The organism is Hyperthermus butylicus DSM 5456 (genome assembly GCF_000015145.1).
In the GTDB taxonomy this organism is placed as follows: domain Archaea; phylum Thermoproteota; class Thermoprotei_A; order Sulfolobales; family Pyrodictiaceae; genus Hyperthermus; species Hyperthermus butylicus.
Map to the genome: position 1 here is coordinate 1,334,102 of NC_008818.1, position 21,964 is coordinate 1,356,065.

Here is a 21,964-nt window from a genome sequence, read left to right on the forward strand (position 1 = left end):
CCGGCCTCACCACCGTGCACTTCATAGGCAGGGCAGCGTCATGGGCCGGTCAGCTTGTCTGTTGGCGGGTTGCCCTCTAGCTCCCCGACGAGGGCCTCTGCGTCGGTGTTTGGCGGTATACGCAGGTCTATTACGGCGTGCGCAAGGCGTGGCAGGGTGCTTAATGCATCGCCCGCCCCCGGTCTTGCCGCTGTAGCTTTTGGCTTGTAGACTGTTGGCATTGTGTCGCCGAGCGCCTCGACGGGGCTACCAGGTATCGGGTACCCGGGTGTGTGCATGGCTTGTTCAGCCTCGATCCGACGGGCTTTTTCTCTTGCATCTGCGAGCCGGCCCCCATTCTGTACGCGGTTTAAACAGTTTGCCATAGAGGAGTGGTGCGTTGACAATGCTCGGCTCTGCCGTGAATTCGTACACGTGTTTAGGCCTAACGTTTTAGGCTGAGACCCGGCGCGTACGCTTGGCAGAGCATGCTGTTTCAAGCATACGCACCGGCCGGGCCCCCATGTGTAGCGTGGCTTGGCAGGGCTGTTTGCAGCGAGGGCGGGCTACGGGATGAACGGGAAAATACTGATGGCTGGGGAGGGGGTGGGCAGAGTAGCTGTTGGCGGTGGCGGGCTAGGTGAGCCCGTTAGGCCCTCTGGGAACCGTGGCATGGTTATAGGGCGTGTGTGGGGTGCGTCCGTACGTGTCCCCTAGCGGTAGCATGGAGAAGCCGCTGCGCCTAGACGAGAAGGACTATAGGCTGCTCGAGCTGCTCCGCCGCGACGCCAGGGCGCCCTACTCCAGGCTCGCCGAGGAGCTCGGCATCTCCGAGTCTGCTGTGCGTAAGAGGATTGCGAGGCTCAGGAAGCTCGGCGTAATAAAGCGGTTCACCCTGGAGTACGACCTGCCCGACGAGGTTATAGCGCTGGTGCTCGTTAGGACCCAGCCTCCCATCCAGGCGCCGGAGGTCTCGAGAAAGATCATGGAGCACTCGCACGTGGACCGGGTCTACGAGGTAACCGGCGAGTACGACATAGTCGTCATAGCCCGTGCACGGTCAACCAAGGACATCAACGAGATTATAGACTATATCCGCAGCATAAAGGGCGTAGTGGGAACATACACTATGATAGTCCTGCGCAGCTACTAGAACGGCGCCCGGGAGCCCCCGGGATGCAGGGCAGGGCCAGCACGGTGTAGGAGCACGGCGCTAGGCCCGGCAACACCGCGTCGCGGCACCGGGCCGCCTCAATGCCCGGCCGGTGGAGGGGCCGGGTGCAGCTTCGCCGGGGTCCACGCAGTAACGTATCTCCCCCGGTAGACCAGCTCGGAGCCCCTGGGAGGAGTCTTGAGGACGTCTATGAAGACTATCCGGCTGGTACACTCGGACGGGTGGCGGTGCACCTCGTCAGTTATGGTTTCAAGCCAGTACAGCACCCTGACGTCCCGCGCCACGAGGCAGTAGTTGCTGTGGCCCAGGCTCTCGTCGAGCGTTGCTACAGCCTCCTTTAGCTCGGCGTATGCCTGGGGTGGAATGCTCGGCCTAATAGTCTGGGCGACCAGCAGCCCGAAGGACGCTACGAGGCCTACAAGTGCAAGAGCCACGATCGGCCGGTGCCTAGCATCCTTCAGCACGCCGACAATCAAGCCCAACGCGGTGGCGAGAGGTATGCCCCCTATCAGCTGAAGCCTACTCCAGACCTGCCCGCTTCACACGGGGAGCACGAGGAGAGCCAGAGCCAGGGCAAGCGCTGCCAGGACGTACCTCGCCTCCCGGCTCCCAGACAGGAGCCCCTCAGCAAACAGGAGCACTATGGACAGCAGGTTCAGAGACACAAGGATACGCGGCAGCAGCGGCGCAGCTGCAGGCACGCCGGGCTGCGGGCCCACAGGTCCCGGGGCAGCATCAAAGGACGCAAAAGCCTCCTCGACAAACCCCATAGCCTTGAACAGGTCTCCCCCCTGGAGCCCCGGGAACGCGTAGAACAACGCCAGGCTGAGCACAGCCGCCACAACCCCCTCATAGAAGATGTTTCCACGGTCGAACACTAGCTGCAGCAGAAAGAGCGCAAACACCAGGACAAGCATAAACCCATAGTCCAGTATGTGCGTCAGACCACCCCCAACAAAGACGGCGAGAGAGGCCACGAAGAAGCGCAGCCGGCTCCTCCGCCCTCCCCCACGCAGAGCCATGTACGATACTAGGAGGAGCGCAGCCACCCACACAAGACCAGCAGCATTCTTCAGAAAATCCCCAATAAGCCTCAGCTCAAACGGCGGAGCAAGAAACACAATCATCGCCGCCAAACCCGCCAAGCCAGACGCCGTCATCCCCCGCACAAAGAGGGAGACAAGCACTGACGCCAACACCAAGAGCACCGACGCACCCACAGCCACAGCCCTAAACAGATCACCCAGGAGCACGTAGAAGAAGTACATGACATAGAAGACCAGGAGAGGATCAGGATGTCTAAGCACACCATACCTATCTATACTCAGCACCTGGGCAGCATAGTAAGGCCCATCTATCCCCGGAAGCATACCCGACCCAGTCATAAGCCAGACATACACCCAGAGGAAGACAGCTGCAACACCCAGCACAGCCCCCAGCTCCAGCAAACCGAGGCCCCCAAGCCCCACATGTACTCCCACGAAACCCCTCCGGGAAACCCCCACGAACCCATACCCCCTACCGCTAAAGACGCAGAGACACCTAATAGCACAGCCTACACAGCAACAAAAGAGGGATCACCACCAGGCGACAGTGAGTCAGCAGAAACCAAAAGGGTAGTCTATTTCCCCGCCCAGGCAAACCAGCATCGAGTCTCTCCAGAGACAACGCGGAGGCACTTGAAGCTCCACTACTCTATGTTATGTCGATACTTCTATAGTAGTTTGAGTGGCTTGCACTACGTGTTTTCTCACGGAGCCTCCGCTCGATCTCCACCAGCATCTCATGAACCCTCTCTAGGCACGCTACAAGCTCTCTAGCCCTGGCATCCCTGGCACCCACATCACTGCCCAGCCCGCTCAACAACGTAATTTGTTGTCTGGAGGAACCCGTTCAGCCGGAGATAAACCCATGCAAGCTCCTCATAGACGGACTTAAAGAACACGCCCTGCCCACCACAATGCAGACGCTAATTGACATTATTGTCATATTCCCTACTAGAGTCAGGGAAGCCAACAAAATTCCTGCCCAGCACCATAAAAGCTAGCCCATCAACCACAATTGCGGTCTTCCCGAGACCATGTATCATGGTTACCTTGCGTGGATGCCAGACTTGAAACGGGAGATCCAGCGTACGGTCATGGGGCGTAATCGACGATGGAGATGGTATTAGGGTTCAGGCCTAGATCCATACCTTGTCCTCTTCTGGCCCCGGGTATGGGCCCTCCTTAACCTCGAGAACCACACTGTCCTCCAGGAACCCGGCGCTATGCCTGCACGCCATGGCTATTCTCATGTCCTGCCCGGAGCGCCAGGCTGAAGCCCGTCTCTGGGAGGTAGCTGGATTCTATACAGTTGCCGCTCCTAGGCGAGCCGGTATGAGGCTTTCCCGGCTGTGCTCCGGCGGTTCCATGTAGCATACAGCATGTGCGTGTTCTAGCTAGCCGCGTTTCCGAATGAAATCCTCCTCGTAGATTATGTTGGCTGTGTCTTCTCCCACCTCCTCCAGGAATCTTATAAGGCTCAGGTCTCTCGTTAGGAAGCCCAGTCTCCGCGTCCTAGAAGTCTCATAGAGGAGGAGGTCTATGAGGTCTTTGAACCCCTTCCTGCGTAGCTCCAGCGCCCTCAGGTACCCTGTTACCGTGGGGTGGGTTACCCTAAACGTCTCCCTGATAGATGCTAGTCCGAGCCTCACCCTCTTCCTGTCATAGCTTGTTTTCGAGAGCTTACCCACTATCTCGAGTATGTTGAACGGCGTATAGTAGATCTCAGCCCTCCCCAGCCTATACAGCCTCTCCAGCACCCTCAGCGCCTCCTCCACCCCCTCCACGTCTATCCCCACTATCGGTAGCAGATACGTCGTGTCCAATAGTATTCTAATCCTCTCCCCCGAAGAGCTCATCTTGCACCTCCTCGGACTCCCTTTCAAACTCCTCGAAGCTCGTCCTGGCAAACTTAGGGCCCCTCAGCGCCAGCTCAAAGGGGTCAGGTATAACCTCCATGATCACCTTGCCACCCCTCACCCTTAACCTCACGACAACACCCTCCCTTATACCGACAGCCTCAGCTATGCTCTTAGGTATGTAGAGCATGTTCTTCCTACCAACACGCGCTTTAGCAACCAGACCCAACCAAAGCCACCCAGGACAGAACAAGCCGTCCTAGACGGTAAAAACCCTCCCCGGACACCAGAACCCCCAGTATGACTCAGAACACCCACACGAACCCCAGCCGCCCAGAGCAAACACGTACATGTATGTGCCACCAGGCGCCTTATCGGCATCCCCGGAGGTCAAAGACAACTGCTATGAGCCTATCCTCACGATCACACATCCTATCCACGACCAACCCTCAATCCTCCAGTAAGCCCCCTAAGACAATCCATGTTCAGGCCCAGCTTAGCTCTCTATGTATCCTCTTGAGGGTCTCTGCAACATATACCACCTCCTCATCGCCTATCTTGGGGCCACTGGGTAGGTTGAGGCCGTTCAGGGAGAGATAGCTGGATACCGTGCAGCAGCCACCCCCACCAGCATATGGCTCGAATACAAGCATTACATGTAGCGGGTAAGCCCGGCACCCCGCCAAGACCCCGGGGGACACACCCCTCTGCCCTTCATAGTGGAAGCTGCTAGGTTTGTGAGTGTCTTCCTGCTCCTCCTAGCATACTTCGACCCACAGTCTCCTCTAACCGGCCCATCCAGGAGCGTTTAGGGGGTCGGGCCTGACTATTGTGTAGGCTGCCCGGGGGACTGTGCTGGCTGCGACTGCCTGGTGTGTCCACAAGCCTTTTAGTATATAGTGTTGTATACGTGTCTTGGGCTGAACCGCGTGTCTACGGTGACTCTCAGCATAAGGATACGGAGGGAGCTTCGGGAGAAGATGAAGCAGTTTAGCCATGTGGACTGGAGAGCGGAGATTGAGAAGTTTATCGAGGAGCGGATTCGGGAGGAGGAGCTCCGGCAGCTGCTGGACAGGATAGACCGTGTCCTGGACACTGTGGAGCAGGGGGGCGAGCCTGCCTGGAAGACTATAAGAGAGTATCGGGAGATAGGGCGGTAGTACTGTGTTCGTTGTAGACTCCTCAGTCTATGCCAGCATACTAGTCCGGGATGAGTACTACGAGAGGGCGCGCAGTTTCATCATGAAGCACGGTAAGTACGAGCTGGTAACAGTGGCTACCGCATACGTAGAGGTGGCTAACACTCTCTGGAAGCACACGTACCTGCTCAGGAGGATACCGGAGGACAGCTACAGGGAGCTAAGGAAAGCTATAGTACCCCTGATCACAGCCAGCGTAACCAGGATCTACGAGCCCACCGAGCTGCTAGACGAGGCCCTCGACGCAGCTGCAGAATACCAGATAACAGTGTACGATTCGCTCTTCGTGGCACTAGCACTAAAGACCGGGGCTAAGCTGGCGGGCTTCGATCAAAAGCTCCGGGAAACCCTAGAAGCCAAGGGCCTCAAAATCGTCTACACGCCATAGAAGCATGTTGACTATTTAAACGCTGGCGAAACAGTACGACGGCATGACTGTGGAAACACCCTAGGTGCATAGAGTCGAGTTAACCTGGACTACCCGTGTCTACGATAGGCCAACTTTCCCCGAGGCCCTCTCTGAACTTCTCCAACTCCGCCGGTGCCTCTGCGAGGCCGACTGTGTATGCGGTCTCGAGATCCAGTACTACAGCTCTCTTCTAGATGGCATTGGCTACCTCCTTTAACACGTGGTCTACGGATACTGTCTCCTTTTCGAGGCTCCTCCTAACCTCAATCCAGTTATCCTCTTTGAGAACATAATTTGCAAGTGAGGAAGCGTCAATGACGTTCACGGTCCTCCCTCACCAGCCTAGCAGCTAGACCCCTAGGCGTTTCCGGGAGCTCCTCTAGGATGCGGTCAATCTCGCTGAGGGCCCTGATCCTCCGGTACATGCGGACTCTCTCCTCGATAAAAGCCCTGATCTCCGATGGCCAGTCAACAGCGTCTTTAAGCTTATCCATTTCCTCCTTCAGCTTCCTAGGTATACGTATACTCAGCACAACACTCAAAAGGTAGACACCAGGTACGGGATCAGCGTATACAGTACCGAAAAGCCTTACGTCTACGGTGCAATTACCCATTCCTTTCTATACAGCGGCCAAAACGTGCAATGTATGGACGGGCTTGCACGGGCTTAACAAGCGAGGAAGGATACGGTGTTCTGATGCGCTGTCTAGAAGGCTTCGCTACTGCGTCGCCGGCTCTGCTTCTAAGTATCTTCGTGTTCTCTAATGAGGGCTTGGAGTGATAGCTAGGGGAGGTATACAGGGCGCTTCCTCATATCTCTGGGGAGGCTGTAGCCGTAGGGGTCGTGGAGGCTAGTCCTCGTCTCTCCCAGTATTTATCCTGGGTATAGACTACCCTAGAGATCAGAAGATATTGGGCGTGAATGGTGGAATCCTAGCTGTCGCAGCATGGTTCGGGTGCTGTGACTGTGCCTAGTGTAGCATTGCGTGTAGCTTCGCGTGATGGATGATTTCTAGCTTCGTTTTCTAGTTGTGCTTCGCTGTATAGGAAGTCCTTGATCTTGCTGAAGTCTAGCTTGTTGTACCTCTCCAGGCTGCCCACATCATACCACGGGCCCCGGTAGAGGTAGGCCTTCACCCGCATGCCCTGCCGTAACATCCAGGGAACCAGGTCGCCCATTATGTCGAAGCCTGTGCCTAGCACCTGCCCCGCCACGTCTAGAACCCTGGGGTTTAGGGCTAGGACGCCTATTGTCACCTTGATGGGGAGCCAGGGCTTCTCCTCGAGCAGTGTCACGTTGCCCTCCATGTCCACCTCCGCTACGCCCACAGGCACCTGGTACCGGTCGGCGAGGACCAGGGTTGTATCAGCTCCCCACCCGCTGTGCTTTCTGAGGAGGTCCCCGACGTCTACCGGGGCGAGTATGTCGCCCTACCATACCAGCACAGTATCAGCGTCCAGCAGGCCCTTGCGCCGGGCGTTCAATAGGGCGCCGCCAGTATTGGTGTAGCCCTCCTCGTCCCTGCTATACCGTATCCTTACACCCCACTGGCTGCCGTCGCGGAAGTAGTTAACTATCTGCCTCCACTTGTAACCGACGAGCAACACTATGTCGTGGAGGCCGTGCCTGGCGAGCCACGCCACAATGTGCTCCAGCAGGGGCCGCTCCTCAGAACCCACAAGCACATAGGCTTGGGAATCAGCTCGGTATAGGGACGGAGCCGTTTACCCTCACCACCAGCCAGAACAGCCGCAACAACACTCGCCAGAACACACTCACCACTATCCAGAGAGCACGAACTGTTACTCTAGTGTTTTTACTCAGCTCATTGACAGTCACGCCCTAATAGCCTCTCATCCTTCCCGCTTGTGAAGAAAAATGAATCGGTACATGGTATATGTGAAAATTCCTATATTGCTAACGGAATTCTATTACCATGCCAACAGGTACATTGTACTCGCAATCTCCGTAGACATACTTGTACCTGCTCTCAGCCATGTAAACATATTCGAAGACATTTACGTCGTTCTCGATGCTAGGTGTATCGCCTAGGTTTCCAATGTTTCCGTAAACAGTTACTGATGGACTTTCAGCTGAAATTGTGACAGCAAATGATGACATGAATGCTGTTAATGCCGCACATGCAGCACCTCCTGTAGGTAAACCTAGTGCAGCACATGCAGGGACCGCTAGCATAGCACCTATAGGTATCCCTATCTCGAAATCGGCGCCACAGGTATCATAGCTTCTAAATATATCTCTAAGGTCTACAAATTCTCCGGGATCAAGGTCTCCGTCTGCTAGAGGAGTATTACTAATAAAGACAATGTTGCTCTCTGTTCCGCTTAGAAGGGCATTCATTATCGTCTCTGGAGGAAGCCCGAAACCAACACTCCCGCTGATGTATAAGCCATCACTCTTAACGTTAGTTATAACTGCCATATATTCTTCGCCAGCATCTTCGCAAGCAGCCATAAAGCAGTATGTGACGTTGTAGACAACATAGAATGGCCTGGCCCACATCCAACACCATGCTGCTTCCTCGGGCGCCACATACGTGCTACATACATAGCGGTAGGTGTCACCACCCCATGAACGACCACTACCTTTCCACAGCGTAGCTGAGGGCCACTGCCCGTCAAGAATCTGCGAGAGTATGTTATCGCCAACGCTAAATGTCGGATAAACTGAGATAGATGAATCAGTATAGTACGTGTTTATGCTAACAGTTACCGTTCCACTATAACTGTACTTATTTAATGCTACTAGTACTGGAGTTTTCACGTAGACCTTGCCATCAAAGTATATATAGTCATCGGCTGGAAGCTCTTCTTTAAGATCCTCTGGACTTACGTATAGTATTGCATGGTAACAATACTCTTCAATACCACTTGTTATCGGGTCATACGTTACTGTTACACAATAGCTACGTTCTGGTTCATATGACTGGAACTGCGGGCCATCATCAATCGATATTTTCTTGGCTAGTGGTGGCCTCGTTATACCTCTTATTCCCTCGACCTTAACCTCAGCTATCTTTGCTGCCTTGCCAGTAACGTTTACTATTTGAAGTTTGAAGGCTGTACTTGAGCGACTTGCCTGCTAATACATCGATAGGCTTATAGGATATTGAGTCGAGCACATGATATAGTACCTTTTTCTGGGCCCTATCAACTACGAGGATATGTAATATTAGGCCCGCATATGCTTTGTCTAGCTTTTCTATTCCTCTCGCCCTGTGATATTCAACCCACGCCTTCGCTATAGGCTTGAGTTTCTTAGCTGGTATGTAGATTAACCCCTTGCCCTTAAAGGCACCCTTGTAGACTACTGGTAGGTCTTCCGGATAGTTGTGTGGAGCAACTGCTTCAACTAATAGAACCACAATAACATTATCTTTCTCCAGGATTGAAGTCCTATCTACAAGGTTACCATTCTGATTAGCATATAGTTTCAAGTCAAGGCTTAGACCTGGCAAGGGACTGTAGCCATAGCTGTAAATTGTAAATGCAGCTATTGGTATTATTAGAAGTACTGGAATCAATGCTAAGATTTTTTCCCATGTGGGTGCCGAGGCATCCCCTTCACCAAGAGACCCTGTAACAGTTTCTATTTTAAATTTTTACCCCAATCGGATAGTGTTTTGATTTATATAGTTATGGTTGTAATGGTTAGAGATTGTCTTTAGGATAGTACCTAGTTGCTATATTGTTGTTATAGGTAGGTAAATGATAGCTGGCATTACTTCACGTAATCTGTCAGTGTGACAGTTTGCTGCCCCATAGCTGTAGTAGGCTAAGACGGTAAGCCTTGTCCTGCCGTGAGGTGATTAAGGAGGGGGTGGTGCGGGGGGTGGGATTTGAACCCACGCCGGCCTACGCCAGCGGGTCTTGAGCCCGCCCCCTTCGACCTGGCTCGGGCACCCCCGCAGCCATGTAGTCTACATATCATATGTGTGGGTGTGGTTTTAGGTTTGCTGCGCTTGGAGCTTCCGCGTGTATAGTATGTAGCCCGTGTGGGCTATCATCGTCGTCCTGGGGCGTAGCGCGTCGCTCCTGGCCTCGTACTCGCGCAACAGTACCTCGTAGACCCTGGTCTCGGTCCAGGCCCCGCTCAGCTCCAGCGCCTGTAGAAGTCTCGCCACCTGGTTCGCTGCAGGCATGAAGAAGACTGCTCCAGCGCCTGGGCGCAGCGCTTTGTGTAGGTGCTCCAGGATGCTCCAGGGGTCGGGCATGTCCACGACAGCGGCGTCCAGGTCTCTCTCGTCTATCCCCTGCCTCGCGTCGCGGACCCGTATCGTTACGCGGTCGAGCAGGCCCAGCCTCTCTAGGTTGCGGCGAGCCGTCTCAGCCATGTCCCCTCTTATCTCGTAGCTGTAGACGTGGCCCTCGGGCCCCACTATCGATGCCAGGACAGCCGTGGTATAGCCGCTCCCCACGCCGACCTCCAGGACCCTCATGCCGGGCCTGAGATCCAGCAGCATCACTATGAGGCCGTGATCCTTCGGGTATATGACCTGGCTCCGCCTCTCAAGCCCCCGCTCCATATAGTCGACAAGGCGTGGCTGGAGAACCACGGCCTCGACGCCGGTGGAGAGCCTCACCCTCGACCCGTAGGGGAGGCCTATCACGTCGTCGTGGCGTAGTACTCCACGGTCGCTGCCGAGCCTAGCGCCGCGCCGGACACGGAAGATGAAGCGCCTCCTCTCATCGATTACAAGGAGGACGGGGCAGCCCTCACAGACTATGTCGCGGCAGCACTCGCCACTCAAAACACGCACTCCCTACACTGGCGAGGAGGCGAGAATAGGGCTAGACGGCTACGCTCATGGACCCTCGAAGCCGCACTTCGGGCAGCGGTACACTACGCCCATTTTCCTGCAGCGCGCGCAGCGCCAGATGACTACCTCGCCACAGTTGGGGCAGACGAAAGCTACGCCCTTCTCCCAGGGAGTTATGGGGCGGCCACAGCTTGCACACATCGGGAGCTTTGTGGCGTCAACTATGCTTGGCTGCCTCCTCGGCACCTCTAGCTCGAGCGCCACGATCTCCCAACACCCCCAGGCTGGGCGTGGAGGAGCGTGGTCTAGGCTTTTAACAGTGTTGCCGGGGCTAGCTAGCTAGCGCAGCATAGACGGCTATCGCTGCTAGTAATATTCCTGAAGCAAGCGATGCTATGCTCATCCTCTTGCCCTGAAGCCTTGACGCTATCACCTTCCCAGTTAAAACGAAGACTATGGCGATACTCACGAGGGGTGCTACAAAGATGGTGTTGTACAGCATGAGTAGTGGTACGAGCTTTAGGGGGCTCGCATAGCCGTGCTCGCCTGCTATGTAGATGAACGCTACCAGTGGCCCCCCGCTACAGGGTAGTAGTGTTAGCGCGAGAGTAAAACCGAGAACAAGCGATGCAGCTGCCCCCGCAACTCCAACAGCTTTGGGGCCTAGGAGCCTCGCTGGCTTCGGCGTAACCGGCTTCCCGCGAGCCAGCTCGCTAACAGAATTAGCAACTGTTATGCCTGCATAGCCCAGAGCTATTGCGAGGAATACGGTGCGCGGCACCATAGTTCCCGCGGTAGCGAGGCCCAAGCCCAGTATCAGGTAGCCCACATAGACGCCAGCTATGAATGAGACTGCAGCAATCGCCACACTGCGTCTTGTTGCGCGGAGGGAGAGTGCTAGAAGCAGGGTGGCAAAGATGTAGAATGTGCAGGGATTAACACTGTCCGCAGCGGCCAGCGCCACGAGCTGCCATAGGAGCCCCAAAGCATCCCCCTCTCAACCCAGCCTCTCCGCGTCCTGCAGCGTATCCAGGCATAGCAGCTTGTAGAACTCGGTATGGTCACGCGGCTCCACATAGCCCACAATACTGCTGCCGGTATAGACTGGTATCCTCTGCGCCGGGCTTAGGTTTAGCAGCTGCCTCCACCCCGCAACGTCGCCGTACTCGCCGAGCACTATCGCTACAACCCGTCTCGATGAGTTATCGCAGACAACGCTCGTAGGCACACCCATCGTGATACGCGCTGTTACAAGCGAGGCAAACGCCCTGGCACAGGTGGAGTCCCGTGCATCAATGCTGCAGAAGAGTGCTACACCCGGAAGCTTATCCTCGAAGAACGCCTTGAGCGCACGGCAGTGGGGGCAGCCCAGGGAGCCTAGAATGACAACGTATCTCCCCTCAGGTATCGATATGTTTGGAGGAGAGCTAGCCTCCGACGATGCTCCACTCATGTCACTCTCCCAGCTATGACTGTTATACAGCACCACAGCGAAGCCTATAGCTGCACCTATGAGCGCAGCCAGTATGAGCAGATATAAGGGCTTCACGGCGGACTGCCCCGCAGAGCTGGTAATACACGATTCCCAGGGGCCGTGCCAGCAAATCCCCTACCTCCATATTGCAGCTAGCTTTTCGGGCGTGGGAGGCACGCCTATGTGGAGCTTGCCTGATGGTAGCCTGAATGATGGGACTTTATCTACCGGAGGCTTCTTGCCAAGCAGGTTTAACGTATCTATGTTAACCACGTCTATCTCAGCCGCATCACTACAGTATACAACCTGGAGCGAGGCCGCAATAGCGCGAGCGCAGGGTGCACCCGGCACAGCATACAGCAGCATGCGGCCCCTAGCAGCGTCTAGGCCAGCACAGCTCTTCGGCTTCCAGGCACCGCCGGCAGCAGCGGTAACAAGCAGGAGCATCGGTGCAAGTATCTCCTCGGGGAGCCCGTGGAACCTGTAGCGGAACCCCAGCCTCCCACCAATAGCTATGCTTGGAGGGGGTACGTCAAACCCAGCAGTGGGAGTTTCAACCCTACCTTCGCGCAGCCTTACAGGGTAGCCGTCGAACAATAGTCTGACAAGCTTACAGCCCTTAGCCGCCACATTACCCTCATCGCACCTCGACACAATTACCTCGACAGGCTCAGCCTTAGATACTAGTTCCTCCACCTCTCTACTCGTCGGTAATCCCGATGCACGCAGCAGCACGTCGACGAGCAGAGGCTGAACCAGCACCTTGCCAACAGTCACCGCTGACCCCGGAAACCCTAGAAGCTCAGAACACGCCTTTTTAGCGTTAGACTCGAATATTTCAATATACACGTACATATTATGATGCAGCACTAAAGCACAGCCATGCAAGAGGCTGGACCAGCAGAAACCATAGGGCTTGGAGGGAGACACAATATAATCCTCTCCAGGGTCTCGGGCTAGGCACGGCGAGGCCTATGGCGAGAGTACTGGTCGTAACAACAGTCTACCCCTCAAGCCCAGAGATAAACCTGGACGAGCTTGTCGAGAAGATAAAGTCAAAGCTGCCAAGCGACTACGAGATAACTAGGTACGACAAGGTACCAATAGCCTTCGGCCTCAACGCCCTCAAGCTCTACGTGATAATCCCGGAGGAGAGCGAGGGCGGCACATCAAAGCTCGAGGAGATACTACAGAGCGTTGAGGGCGTCGAGGAGATAGAGGTAGAGGCCGTCCACAGGATATCAGAATACTAGCTGTACAGTCCGGAGTATGCTCAAGTCAAATGGATGTTTTTACAGCTCGACACCATATCGTAGGGCTTGAACGCTATTCGCACAGCTATATAGGGGGCCCTGGACTCCATAGAGCTAGCCAAATAAACGGGTATATGCTCTCAAAAGTTCTACCAGGGGTTCCCCATCACAGAAAATCCAGGCTCATAAGGGTGCCTAATGGTCTCCGGCAGGCTATAGGGTGAAGACCGTGGCGGCCATGACGTCTAGGCGTAGGAAGGAGGTCGTGCTGAGGGTCGCTGAGGCTAAGCAGCGAGACGTAGGCAAGGGCAAGGTCAGGATAGACGTCGACATACTCCGTATGATAGATGCAGAGCCGGGCGACGTTGTGGAGATCGAGGGCCGGAAGAAGACTGCAGCTGTCGCGTGGCCGAGCTACCCGGAGGACCGGGGCCAGGACATAATTAGGATGGACGGGCTGATTAGGAAGAACGCCGGCGTCAGCATAGGAGAGAAAGTCATCGTCCGCAAGGCTGAGGTACAACCAGCCATAACCGTCAAGCTTGCACCTGCAAACTTCTCGATAACCATTGATGCCGGCTTTGTAAACTACGTGAAGAAAAAGTTGGCAGACTACCCGGTAGTCGAGGGCGACACGGTTCTTGTGCCAGTTCTAAACCAGTCCATACCCTTCGTTGTAATCCAGACAAAGCCCCACGGCGTAGTAACAATAACACACGATACCAACATAATCGTGTTAGAGAGGCCTGTGGAGCAGGGTAGGATACCAAGAGTCACGTACGAGGATATCGGTGGAATGAGGGATATAATCCAGAAGGTGCGTGAACTAGTCGAGCTGCCCCTAAAGCACCCAGAGATATTCAAGAGGCTCGGCATCGAGCCGCCGAAGGGTATACTGCTCTATGGCCCGCCGGGCGTGGGCAAGACCCTGCTGGCAAAGGCGATAGCGAACGAGACCAACGCGTACTTCATCGCTATTAACGGCCCAGAGATCATGAGCAAGTACTATGGCGAGAGCGAGCAGAGGCTGAGAGAAATCTTCGAGGAGGCAAAGAAGCACGCTCCAGCCATAATATTCATAGACGAGATTGACGCTATCGCGCCGAAGAGGGACGAGGTTATAGGCGAGGTTGAGAGGCGAGTCGTAGCCCAGCTCCTAGCGCTGATGGATGGCCTTGAGAGCCGCGGCGACGTGATAGTGATAGCCGCTACTAATAGGCCGAATGCTCTCGACCCCGCGCTGCGCAGGCCAGGCAGGTTCGACAGGGAGATAGAGATACCGTTGCCCGACAAGCAGGGCCGCCTGGAGATACTCCAGATACACACCCGGAACATGCCGCTAGCCGAGGACGTCGACCTGGAGAGGCTCGCGGAGCTAACCCGCGGCTTCACAGGCGCAGACCTAGCAGCCCTCGTCAGAGAGGCAGCGATGCACGCGCTGCGCCGCTACCTGCCAAAGATAGACCTGAACCAGGACCGTATACCGCCCGAGGTCCTAGAGGAGATGGAGATAAGAATGGAGGACTTCATGGCAGCGCTGAGGGAGATAGTGCCCAGCGGCCTCAGGGAGATATATATCGAGGTACCAGAGGTACGCTGGGACGATATCGGAGGGCTTGAGGAGGCTAAGCAGCAGCTAAGGGAGGCTGTCGAATGGCCACTAAAGAACCCAGACATCTTCCGCCGCATGGGCGTCGAGCCGCCGAAGGGTATACTGCTCTTTGGCCCACCTGGTACGGGTAAGACGCTCCTCGCTAAGGCTGCTGCGACGGAGAGTGGAGCCAACTTCATAGCGGTAAGAGGACCCGAAATACTCAGCAAATGGGTAGGCGAAAGCGAGAAGATGATAAGGGAGATATTCAGGAAGGCCCGGCAGCACGCGCCCGCGATAATCTTCTTCGACGAGATAGACGCGATAGCCCAGACAAGGGGAGTATACGATACCAGCGGGGTAACCTACCGTATCGTGAACCAGCTGCTGGCAGAGCTAGACGGCATAGTCCCCCTGAGCAACGTTGTCGTGATAGCTGCCACTAATAGGCCAGACATCCTCGACCCAGCACTGCTGAGGCCAGGCAGGTTCGACAAGATAATCTATGTGCCACCACCCGACACCAAGGCCAGGCTCGAGATACTGAGGATACACACGAGGAGGATGCCGCTGGCAGAGGACGTAGACCTCGAGCTAATCGCGCTGAGGACAGAGGGCTACAGCGGTGCAGACCTAGCAGCACTAGTGAGAGAGGCAGCGATGTTAGCGCTGAGGGAGGACATAAACGCCACCAAGGTACACATGAGGCACTTCCTCAAAGCTCTGGAGATCGTGAGGCCAAGCATAACACCCGAGATGGTGAAGTTCTACGAGGAGTGGTACCAGCAGGCGCGCCAGCAGCTACCAGGCAGCAGGCTGGTAAAGGTAAAGCCGACACTCTTCACTTAACCCCTATCCGTCACACATTCTTTATCTGGGTTTCCGTCAAGCCCTAAACCATATATGATCTTTTACCAGGGCGGTGGGTCGAGTCTCATTATTCTCGTAGCATGCGTGGAGCTTGTTAGAGCGGACACACCATCCCAAGCTATAAGCAGTTTTTCTCCGACTGCTCGGTGCTATGATGCTATCCTCTGATATTGCTATGGGGTAGTCTCTACTCCTAGTTTCTGGGCGAGTTTTCTCAGCTTTTCGTCGAATGTTGCCAGTACAGTGCCGTGGTACATGGCTGTGGCGAGTATTATGTAATCGTTAACCTCGCGTGGACTGGCACTGTGCTCTTCTAACAGTCTGAGGGCCTGGTACAGCGCCGTGGGAGGTTCTGCCAGATACCTAGTTCGCGGGTCCTCAAGGTACTCCTGGAGCTTCCGCGTCACGAAGCCTGGTGGCACCCCAAGCTTCTTTACCATGACCCAGATATATTCGTGGACTACTATTGATGGGAGTATGATCTTGGCCGCAGCGTCTATGATGTTGGCAGCCTCTTCATGGTGTGGACTGTCTTCGACCGTCTCGTAGACGAGTACGTTAGTGTCAGGGAGAAGTGGCTTCGTCAAGAGCTTCTTCGATTGCCTCCTCGATCTCCTCAACTGTTATCCTCCTCCCAAGCCGTATTGTGAGCCTCTTACGTCTAACAGGGATGATCTTGATCACGCCCTCATCTTCGTCGTACAGCACCTCTACAAGGTCACCTTCCCTTATATTGGCCTTTGCTCTTACCGTGGCAGGTATTGTGACCTGGTAGTTACGTGTAACTTTAACTATTTCACCCAAGGTATCCCTACTAGCGATTCAAGGCCTACTAGTATATTAACGTTCCTACTAGCTATGTAGAGTTACCGCACGCTGCACAGCTATATCACCATTTTGTCTTGGGAGCGGGTAGCTTCCACGGTTACAATAGCTACATGAGCCACGAAGCTACAGTAGTTTAGAAGGGGCTACGCGCCGAGAACCTTTCCACAGCGTACACTTGACTCCTATGCTTCTGACCTCCTCCAACTATTGATCAGTCATGCCGAGCCCTCCAATAATTAGTGGATGAGTTAACCTTCCTCGAGTCCAGGATCCGCACCGCGAAGACCTTGTAGCGGAGAAGCCGAGTCTCATAGAGTACACGGTTGGCGTAGGCGTGAGGCTCACGGAGGGAGAGCTGGTTGCCAGGATAAGGAGCCGTTCACCCGAGAGCGGTGGGTTAGGGTCTTTTATGGTGCCGCCTTCGGGGTCATCCCGGCACGGCTCGGGGCCCCTCACCGCCCTCCCTGAGCGGTTCTCGGAACCCCGAGCCCACCAGGAGACAACGGGGGCAAACAAGATTTATGGGGTTTTCTGGGTATATCCCCATATAGGTATAGGATTTGAGCTATGTTACCGTTACCGCTGGTTTCAATGCTTCTGGAGAGAATACAAAACTACTCCTATCCACGGCGTGGCTGTTTAAGCTGGCAACACATAGAGTTCTCTCCTATGCCAAGTCTATGCCTGTTCTGCCAGCTTCGAAAATTGCTTGGAAGAACACGTTTAGGAGGCTTGCATACGAGGTTATCCCCAATCGCAGATACGCTGACTCCGTAGCCGTTCTAGTTATGGGTATCTACGAGTCTTGTAGACGGGTAGGCGTCGACTTCAGAGAGGTTGGAGCTGGAGAGCTGGCTGATGTTTCAGCAGAGCGAGAAGGAGTATCCGCCGAGAAACATAACCCTAAAGAGTGTGGACGAGGCGTGGGTAACGGTATTCGATTACAGCCGTGAAGCTAGGAGAATAAGGCTTAGGATATCTACATCGGGTAGCTTTAGGAAGCTCCTAGAGAAGGTACTTAGCGAAACACAACCATACAACCCTAGAATAGTGTTGAAGACGTGGAATATTAGAGATGGAACACTCTACGTGAGGGGAGAGCTACAGGTAAGCATACCACTAGACTTCTACTACAAACACATGACCAGATATAGGAGAAACGACGGGAAACTCTATGGCGGAGTAGACATTAACATTGATAGGATTAGCCTTGCTATAGTTGACGAGAACGGTAATCTTAGGGATACCTATACCTTCTGGTTCCGAGAGGTAACAGCTAGAGGCTTTCCGGGGAGAAGAGCTAGGAGCATCATCGGTACGAGGGTGCATGAGATGCTCAGCTATGCCTATCAACACGGAGTTTAGACTCTATTCCTTGAGAACCCAGATGTGTTAGGCAAACCAAAGCTCCTGTGGATAAGGAACGGCAGGAGACTAGGAAAGAACTACAATTGGAAGGTGATGACATTTCGTAGCTCAGTAATAGAGATGATGGCCATGAAAGCACCGCTGTACTCGATAAAGGTAAGCTATGTAGACCCCAAGGGAACAACGCGCTCAAAAGAACACGACGAGATTATGAAGAGGTGTAGACTAGGTAGGCACACAGCATCAGCCTACCTAGTAGCCCTAAAAGGACTCAACCTAACCTAAAAGACCCTCACAAAGGTTTCTGTCCCCTATGGAGACACGGTGGAGGAGGCCAGGATGCCAGCCGACGGCTACATAGTAGCACTCAACAGCACGTTTAGGGTGTGGACTGGAACAATAGTAGCACTCTATAGCAGTACCAGCCTAGGAACTTATCCAAGCTTACGCCAGTACCCGATACCCTTCACAAAATCACCTCTCCGAGTCTCTATGGCGCTGCGAGTCTAGCTTTTTACGAGGCAATTGTCTACGGCTCTATCCAGGCGTGGTTGGTGCTGATTTCCCTTTTCGATTCCTCGCCGCACTGCTGCTGTTGGAGAGCAAAGGCTCTAATGTCTCGGATAGGAGTTAGACATGCACATGGCGGCGGACAGTGCTGGTCCTGGTTACGGGTGGTGCCGGTTTCATAGGCAGCCATACGGTGGAGCTGCTCGCCGGGAAGGGCTACACCGTGCTGGTGGTTGACAACCTGTACACAGGGTCCCGGGGTAACCTGGCTAGTGTGCCCCCCGGAGAGGCTCGTCCTCGTCGAGGCCGATGCGGCGGACTGGCCCATGCTGTGGGAGCGGGTCTCGAAGCACGCCAAGCCCGACGACGTGGCTGGCATAGTGCACCTGGCAGCTCTCGTCAACATTGTGGAGGTGGCGGAGAACCCCCAGCGGGCCCTGGACGTGAACGTTAAGGACACCTTGAACGTGTTGGAGCTCGCTCGCCGGCTAGACGTGGAGAGGGTGGTCTACGCGAGCAGCGTCGCTGTCTACGGGGAGCCACGGTACCTGCCGATAGACGAGAACCACCCACGAGAGCCAGCTAGCCTGTATGGAAGACGAAGCTGATGGGCGAACGGCTCCTCTGGCGCTACATGAGGGACTATGGTTTGAAGCCCGTAGCACTCCGCTACTTCAACGTCTACGGGCCACGGATGCGCCCGGGGCCCTACGCCGGGGTCGTATACAAGTTCATAACCACACTCCTCTGGGGCGGCACCCCAGTAATTTACGGCGATGGAGAGCAAACCCGGGACTTCGTCTACGTGGGCGATGTGGCAGAGGCTAACCTCAAGGCGCTCGAGACCAGGTACACGGGGCCGGTGAACATTGGAACCGGAGTGGAGACCAACATAAACAAGCTATACTGGCTCATCTGCAGCCTCATTGGGCGTTGCCCGGAGCCACGCTACGAGCTGCCACGTCCCGGGGACGTCAGGCAGAGCAAAGCATCCATAAGGCTGGCGTGGGAGAAGCTGGGCTGGAAGCCGGCGACAAGCCTAGAGGAAGGACTGAGGAGAACCATCGAGTACTACCGGGTAGCCGGCACATCCTAGCAGCCCCGCCCCACCCCATGAAACCCTGCTGTCAATCCTAGTGTCGTCTCTGTCAGCATAGCTGGTGTCGACGGGGATCTGCTGCAGGAAAACCTCGGGTTGGCATAGCGTGTTGAGGCATCCTCGTCACGCATAGTAGCTACAGATACGAGTGCACAACCTATGCGCTCGAGCTAGAGTACCATCGGAGCTAGCGGGGGAGTTTCAGTCTCCTAGCCCTCTTCACTGCTGCTAGTGCTATGGTGCGGGCCCAGCTATCGACGAGCAGGACTGTGGCGAAGTATAGCAGCATGGCTCCGGTGGCTGGGAGGGCCAGCGATTGTAGGGTTTGCCAGAACCGTGGCGAGGGTGGCTCTCGTGGGTGGAAGGCTAGGGCTGCGGGGACGGCGAGCCCGGGGTATACTAGGAGGCTCCATGCTAGCGGCTTGGCTAGTGCGTGACGGATGCTGGACGGCGCCTTGGCTAGTACTAGTGCAAGGAGCGTGATGCTGTGCGCTAGGAGGGCTACTGCCCAGGCCGTCACGTTGCCCTGCCTGGTGTCTGTAAGGGCTAGGCCGAGGGCTAGGACTCCCAGGTACGTGAGAGCTGCCACCAGCATGGACGAGTACAGTCTGGCTAGTCTCCGCTCGGCTCCGGGCTCTTCGCGTACTAGGCCGGCTAGAAGGTTTAGAACACCGATACCAACCATGAATACGAGCGAGCTGGCGGCAGCGAGGGGGGCTGCGGGGGCGGCCCAATAGTAGACCGGGTTTAGGAGGTACACCAGGTGGAGCGGGTGCATCGCTGCGTAGACGAGTAGCGGCGATGCTAGAAGTGCTGCGAGTCTGGCAGCGTTAACTGCTGAGCGGTAATCCTGGGTTGACAGCACGAAGCCCTGTAGGTAGATGAAGCTGGCCCGTACGGCCTCGGTTATCAGCATGAAGATGTTTGTTATTGCGAAGAATGCCGCCACGGTTGCGGCGTCCGAGTATGCATACACTACAACAACGTCAAGCGTCTGGACAAGCCTAGCAATATTAATCATCGCTGTCACGTAGGCCTTGCGCAGCCACTCAACGGCAATCCCCACAGCCCGGCGGAGACCCGGCCACGCCAGCGCCTCGCGGCCCCGGAGCCAGAAAAGCCCCAGCACCACCACGCCGGTGTAGGATAGCGTTGCGGCGGTAAAGGCTCCTCCAACACCGAGCCCAACCATGTACACGAATAGGATAACCGTAGCACCGTAGAACAGTCTTTGGATGAGAACAAGTAGGGCGGCACGGAGCGGGCGGACAGCATCAACAGCAAGCCTCAGCCCAGCCCAGCAAACAGCGGAGGAGGAAGCAAGCGCAGCGAGAACAGCAACGCCACCCGGCGCGCCAAGCTGGGCTACAGCCGTATAGCTCATGGCGGCTGCTGCAAGGCCAGCTGCTAGGGAGAGCATGAAGCCAGTAGTAGCAGCGCCGCGAACCCCCTGCACCGTGTAGCGGTACAGCCAGAGCCCGTAGAGCCCTGGCAGCCGGGCAGCATACTCCGTTACGCGCTTCATAACAGTCTGGTAGAGCGCATAGTCGTGCACGCTGAGGCGGCGGACAATGATAATAGACGCGACAGCATTCACGAGAATTGCAACCCCATACAGCAAGCTACGAACAATAGTAAAGGCCACAACACCCATGACCTGCGACACCTTCACAGAGAGGCTAGGCAGCCCCTAAGCCTCAACAGTCCTCTAATACACACCTCCAGCAACCCCGTCAAAACCTCCACGCCTCAGGCATAGAGACACTGTTCACCCAGCAGGGGGCTGTGATGGGCCGGGATCAACAACGCAACCTCCGCATGAACCGGGTTGAGGCTAGGCTAGCACGAGCGTGGAGGGTGGTACAAGCTTAAAGAAGAATGAAGTGTTCCTGGTAAGCCTAAGTGGCGTGGGGAGCTGGGTCTTGGAGCGCCATGGGAATGCTGGGCTGATATGCCTCAAACGCGGTATTGTAGCGTGGCTTACGGGGCTGCCGGGTAGCGGCAAGACAACTATAGCCCGTCTCGCCGCGGAGAAGCTCCGCGAGATGGGGTATCGCGTCGAGCACCTTGACGGCGACTGGGTAAGGAAGACCATCAACCCCGATGCGGGCTACACCAGGGAGGAGAGGCGCCGACACCTTCTACGGGTAGCGTGGATAGCCAGGCTTCTGGCCCGGCACGGTGTTATAGTTCTCTGCAGCTTCGTCTCCCCATACCGTGACGTACGTAGGGAGGTGCGGGAAATAGTCGAGGCGGAGGGTGTACCCTTCATAGAGGTCTACGTCAAGTGTCCAGTGGAGGAATGCATCAAGCGCGACCCGAAGGGCCTCTATCGGAAGGCGCTGCAAGGCCTAATCAAGCACTTCACCGGGGTGAGCGACCCCTACGAGCCGCCGGAAAACCCGGACCTGGAGCTAGACACGGTAAGCAATACAGCTGAGGAAAACGCCGAGAAGCTTGTTGAAACGATACTTGCGAGACTACCCCGGGATAAGCCAGGCTAACACGCTACAGCAGCCACGGCCTC

General features: G+C 55.6%; 29 protein-coding genes, 1 tRNA gene and 3 pseudogenes. 12 read left to right on the top strand and 21 right to left on the bottom strand.

Features of this window, described 5'->3' with window-relative positions; genetic code table 11:
* Nucleotides 1-38: 38 nt before the first annotated feature.
* On the bottom strand, nt 39-278 hold the full coding sequence (locus HBUT_RS07000) for a hypothetical protein (protein WP_011822486.1): 240 nt from the start codon (nt 276-278) through the stop codon (nt 39-41).
* A 425-nt stretch (nt 279-703) separates the two neighbouring features.
* Between HBUT_RS07000 and lysM the strand changes: the two genes are divergently transcribed.
* Entirely contained in the window at nt 704-1,132 is a 429-nt protein-coding gene (gene lysM / locus HBUT_RS07005) for an HTH-type transcriptional regulator LysM (protein ID WP_048061866.1), read from the top strand.
* 98 nt (nt 1,133-1,230) lie between these two features.
* Here the strand turns inward: lysM and HBUT_RS07010 are convergent, their stop codons facing one another.
* The 6 genes from HBUT_RS07010 to HBUT_RS09585 all read right to left on the bottom strand — a co-directional run bounded on the left by HBUT_RS07010 (nt 1,231) and on the right by HBUT_RS09585 (nt 4,741).
* On the bottom strand, nt 1,231-1,617 hold the full coding sequence (locus HBUT_RS07010; protein WP_153801411.1) for a hypothetical protein: 387 nt from the start codon (nt 1,615-1,617) through the stop codon (nt 1,231-1,233).
* Between the two features lie 75 nt (nt 1,618-1,692).
* On the bottom strand, nt 1,693-2,583 hold the full coding sequence (locus HBUT_RS07015; protein WP_153801412.1) for a hypothetical protein: 891 nt from the start codon (nt 2,581-2,583) through the stop codon (nt 1,693-1,695).
* A 265-nt stretch (nt 2,584-2,848) separates the two neighbouring features.
* The gene (locus tag HBUT_RS09580) at nt 2,849-2,995 is read right to left on the bottom strand and encodes a hypothetical protein (protein WP_153801413.1); all 147 of its coding nucleotides are present in this window, start codon (nt 2,993-2,995) and stop codon (nt 2,849-2,851) included.
* Nucleotides 2,996-3,593: 598 nt separating this feature from the next.
* Entirely contained in the window at nt 3,594-4,055 is a 462-nt protein-coding gene (locus HBUT_RS07020; protein ID WP_011822490.1) for a PIN domain-containing protein, read from the bottom strand.
* Nucleotides 4,030-4,284 (bottom strand): AbrB/MazE/SpoVT family DNA-binding domain-containing protein, encoded by a 255-nt coding sequence (locus tag HBUT_RS07025; RefSeq protein ID WP_011822491.1) that lies wholly within the window; start codon nt 4,282-4,284, stop codon nt 4,030-4,032. The genes HBUT_RS07020 and HBUT_RS07025 overlap by 26 nt, the downstream gene beginning before the upstream one ends.
* A gap of 256 nt (nt 4,285-4,540) precedes the next feature.
* Nucleotides 4,541-4,741, bottom strand: coding sequence for a hypothetical protein (locus HBUT_RS09585; RefSeq protein ID WP_153801414.1), 201 nt, complete (start codon nt 4,739-4,741; stop codon nt 4,541-4,543).
* A 243-nt stretch (nt 4,742-4,984) separates the two neighbouring features.
* Here HBUT_RS09585 and vapB (HBUT_RS07030) point away from each other — a divergent pair, with 243 nt between their 5' ends.
* Nucleotides 4,985-5,215 carry a type II toxin-antitoxin system VapB family antitoxin gene (gene vapB / locus HBUT_RS07030; protein WP_011822492.1) on the top strand — a complete coding sequence of 77 codons (231 nt, stop codon included), beginning with the start codon at nt 4,985-4,987 and terminating at the stop codon, nt 5,213-5,215.
* 4 nt (nt 5,216-5,219) lie between these two features.
* Nucleotides 5,220-5,642, top strand: coding sequence for a type II toxin-antitoxin system VapC family toxin (locus HBUT_RS07035; protein ID WP_011822493.1), 423 nt, complete (start codon nt 5,220-5,222; stop codon nt 5,640-5,642).
* Between the two features lie 211 nt (nt 5,643-5,853).
* On the opposite strand, the gene HBUT_RS10055 is transcribed toward HBUT_RS07035, so the two are convergent.
* The 11 genes and pseudogenes from HBUT_RS10055 to HBUT_RS07090 all read right to left on the bottom strand — a co-directional run bounded on the left by HBUT_RS10055 (nt 5,854) and on the right by HBUT_RS07090 (nt 12,773).
* Nucleotides 5,854-5,988, bottom strand: coding sequence for a PIN domain-containing protein (locus HBUT_RS10055; RefSeq protein WP_048061867.1), 135 nt, complete (start codon nt 5,986-5,988; stop codon nt 5,854-5,856).
* On the bottom strand, nt 5,975-6,196 hold the full coding sequence (gene vapB, locus HBUT_RS07045) for a type II toxin-antitoxin system VapB family antitoxin (protein WP_228546807.1): 222 nt from the start codon (nt 6,194-6,196) through the stop codon (nt 5,975-5,977). Before vapB (HBUT_RS07045) ends, HBUT_RS10055 begins: the two co-directional genes overlap by 14 nt.
* Nucleotides 6,197-6,596: 400 nt before the next feature.
* A pseudogene (locus HBUT_RS10105) lies at nt 6,597-7,349 on the bottom strand (nucleotidyltransferase family protein).
* A gap of 232 nt (nt 7,350-7,581) precedes the next feature.
* A complete protein-coding gene (locus HBUT_RS07055) occupies nt 7,582-8,448 on the bottom strand; it encodes a hypothetical protein (RefSeq protein ID WP_153801415.1) in 867 nt (288 codons plus the stop codon).
* 244 nt (nt 8,449-8,692) lie between these two features.
* The gene (locus HBUT_RS07060) at nt 8,693-9,208 is read right to left on the bottom strand and encodes a hypothetical protein (RefSeq protein WP_011822496.1); all 516 of its coding nucleotides are present in this window, start codon (nt 9,206-9,208) and stop codon (nt 8,693-8,695) included.
* A 297-nt stretch (nt 9,209-9,505) separates the two neighbouring features.
* Nucleotides 9,506-9,593 (bottom strand) — tRNA-Leu (locus HBUT_RS07065).
* Between the two features lie 38 nt (nt 9,594-9,631).
* Entirely contained in the window at nt 9,632-10,435 is an 804-nt protein-coding gene (locus tag HBUT_RS07070; protein ID WP_011822497.1) for a tRNA (adenine-N1)-methyltransferase, read from the bottom strand.
* Nucleotides 10,436-10,489: 54 nt separating this feature from the next.
* Complete coding sequence (locus tag HBUT_RS07075) at nt 10,490-10,708, bottom strand: zinc finger domain-containing protein (RefSeq protein WP_011822498.1); 219 nt, start codon at nt 10,706-10,708, stop codon at nt 10,490-10,492.
* A 67-nt stretch (nt 10,709-10,775) separates the two neighbouring features.
* Nucleotides 10,776-11,429, bottom strand: coding sequence for a hypothetical protein (locus HBUT_RS07080; RefSeq protein ID WP_011822499.1), 654 nt, complete (start codon nt 11,427-11,429; stop codon nt 10,776-10,778).
* Between the two features lie 12 nt (nt 11,430-11,441).
* Complete coding sequence (locus tag HBUT_RS07085) at nt 11,442-11,993, bottom strand: thioredoxin domain-containing protein (RefSeq protein ID WP_011822500.1); 552 nt, start codon at nt 11,991-11,993, stop codon at nt 11,442-11,444.
* A gap of 60 nt (nt 11,994-12,053) precedes the next feature.
* Entirely contained in the window at nt 12,054-12,773 is a 720-nt protein-coding gene (locus HBUT_RS07090) for a hypothetical protein (RefSeq protein ID WP_048061544.1), read from the bottom strand.
* Nucleotides 12,774-12,892: 119 nt separating this feature from the next.
* On the opposite strand from HBUT_RS07090, the gene HBUT_RS07095 reads away from it, so the two are divergent.
* Nucleotides 12,893-13,171 (top strand): elongation factor 1-beta, encoded by a 279-nt coding sequence (locus HBUT_RS07095; RefSeq protein WP_011822502.1) that lies wholly within the window; start codon nt 12,893-12,895, stop codon nt 13,169-13,171.
* Between the two features lie 238 nt (nt 13,172-13,409).
* Nucleotides 13,410-15,611, top strand: coding sequence for a CDC48 family AAA ATPase (locus tag HBUT_RS07100; protein WP_048061869.1), 2,202 nt, complete (start codon nt 13,410-13,412; stop codon nt 15,609-15,611).
* A 194-nt stretch (nt 15,612-15,805) separates the two neighbouring features.
* On the opposite strand, the gene HBUT_RS07105 is transcribed toward HBUT_RS07100, so the two are convergent.
* Nucleotides 15,806-16,252: a PIN domain-containing protein gene (locus HBUT_RS07105; RefSeq protein WP_228546732.1), complete on the bottom strand. Its 447-nt coding sequence runs from the start codon at nt 16,250-16,252 to the stop codon at nt 15,806-15,808.
* A complete protein-coding gene (locus tag HBUT_RS07110; protein ID WP_011822505.1) occupies nt 16,197-16,436 on the bottom strand; it encodes an AbrB/MazE/SpoVT family DNA-binding domain-containing protein in 240 nt (79 codons plus the stop codon). The genes HBUT_RS07105 and HBUT_RS07110 overlap by 56 nt, the downstream gene beginning before the upstream one ends.
* A gap of 584 nt (nt 16,437-17,020) precedes the next feature.
* Here HBUT_RS07110 and HBUT_RS09865 point away from each other — a divergent pair.
* The 6 genes and pseudogenes from HBUT_RS09865 to HBUT_RS10110 form a co-directional block, all read left to right on the top strand.
* Nucleotides 17,021-17,413, top strand: coding sequence for a hypothetical protein (locus tag HBUT_RS09865; protein ID WP_228546733.1), 393 nt, complete (start codon nt 17,021-17,023; stop codon nt 17,411-17,413).
* On the top strand, nt 17,319-17,825 hold the full coding sequence (locus HBUT_RS09870; RefSeq protein ID WP_228546734.1) for a hypothetical protein: 507 nt from the start codon (nt 17,319-17,321) through the stop codon (nt 17,823-17,825). The genes HBUT_RS09865 and HBUT_RS09870 overlap by 95 nt, the downstream gene beginning before the upstream one ends.
* Nucleotides 17,826-17,921: 96 nt before the next feature.
* Nucleotides 17,922-18,113, top strand: a complete 192-nt coding sequence (locus HBUT_RS09875) for a hypothetical protein (protein ID WP_228546735.1) — start codon at nt 17,922-17,924, stop codon at nt 18,111-18,113.
* A 39-nt stretch (nt 18,114-18,152) separates the two neighbouring features.
* Nucleotides 18,153-18,338 (top strand): hypothetical protein, encoded by a 186-nt coding sequence (locus HBUT_RS07120; RefSeq protein WP_048061545.1) that lies wholly within the window; start codon nt 18,153-18,155, stop codon nt 18,336-18,338.
* Nucleotides 18,339-18,483: 145 nt separating this feature from the next.
* Nucleotides 18,484-18,597 (top strand): annotated as a pseudogene (locus HBUT_RS10060) (NAD-dependent epimerase/dehydratase family protein); the annotation flags it as partial.
* Between the two features lie 72 nt (nt 18,598-18,669).
* Nucleotides 18,670-19,434, top strand: a pseudogene (locus tag HBUT_RS10110) (NAD-dependent epimerase/dehydratase family protein); the annotation flags it as partial.
* Nucleotides 19,435-19,624: 190 nt separating this feature from the next.
* Here HBUT_RS10110 and HBUT_RS07130 read toward each other — a convergent pair.
* Entirely contained in the window at nt 19,625-21,109 is a 1,485-nt protein-coding gene (locus tag HBUT_RS07130; protein WP_153801417.1) for a hypothetical protein, read from the bottom strand.
* Between the two features lie 250 nt (nt 21,110-21,359).
* On the opposite strand from HBUT_RS07130, the gene cysC reads away from it, so the two are divergent.
* Nucleotides 21,360-21,941: an adenylyl-sulfate kinase gene (cysC, locus tag HBUT_RS07135; RefSeq protein WP_011822507.1), complete on the top strand. Its 582-nt coding sequence runs from the start codon at nt 21,360-21,362 to the stop codon at nt 21,939-21,941.
* Nucleotides 21,942-21,964: the final 23 nt, after the last annotated feature.

Excerpts from the sequence above, each read along its gene's own strand:
- HBUT_RS07090 (WP_048061544.1), bottom strand. The coding sequence starts at position 12,773 with ATGTACGTGTATATTGAAATATTCGAGTCTAACGCTAAAAAGGCGTGT.
- HBUT_RS07100 (WP_048061869.1), top strand. The coding sequence starts at position 13,410 with ATGACGTCTAGGCGTAGGAAGGAGGTCGTGCTGAGGGTCGCTGAGGCT.
- HBUT_RS09870 (WP_228546734.1), top strand. The coding sequence starts at position 17,319 with ATGTTTCAGCAGAGCGAGAAGGAGTATCCGCCGAGAAACATAACCCTA.
- HBUT_RS09875 (WP_228546735.1), top strand. The coding sequence starts at position 17,922 with ATGACATTTCGTAGCTCAGTAATAGAGATGATGGCCATGAAAGCACCG.
- lysM (WP_048061866.1), top strand. The coding sequence starts at position 704 with ATGGAGAAGCCGCTGCGCCTAGACGAGAAGGACTATAGGCTGCTCGAG.
- HBUT_RS07020 (WP_011822490.1), bottom strand. The coding sequence starts at position 4,055 with ATGAGCTCTTCGGGGGAGAGGATTAGAATACTATTGGACACGACGTAT.
- HBUT_RS07095 (WP_011822502.1), top strand. The coding sequence starts at position 12,893 with ATGGCGAGAGTACTGGTCGTAACAACAGTCTACCCCTCAAGCCCAGAG.
- HBUT_RS07000 (WP_011822486.1), bottom strand. The coding sequence starts at position 278 with ATGCACACACCCGGGTACCCGATACCTGGTAGCCCCGTCGAGGCGCTC.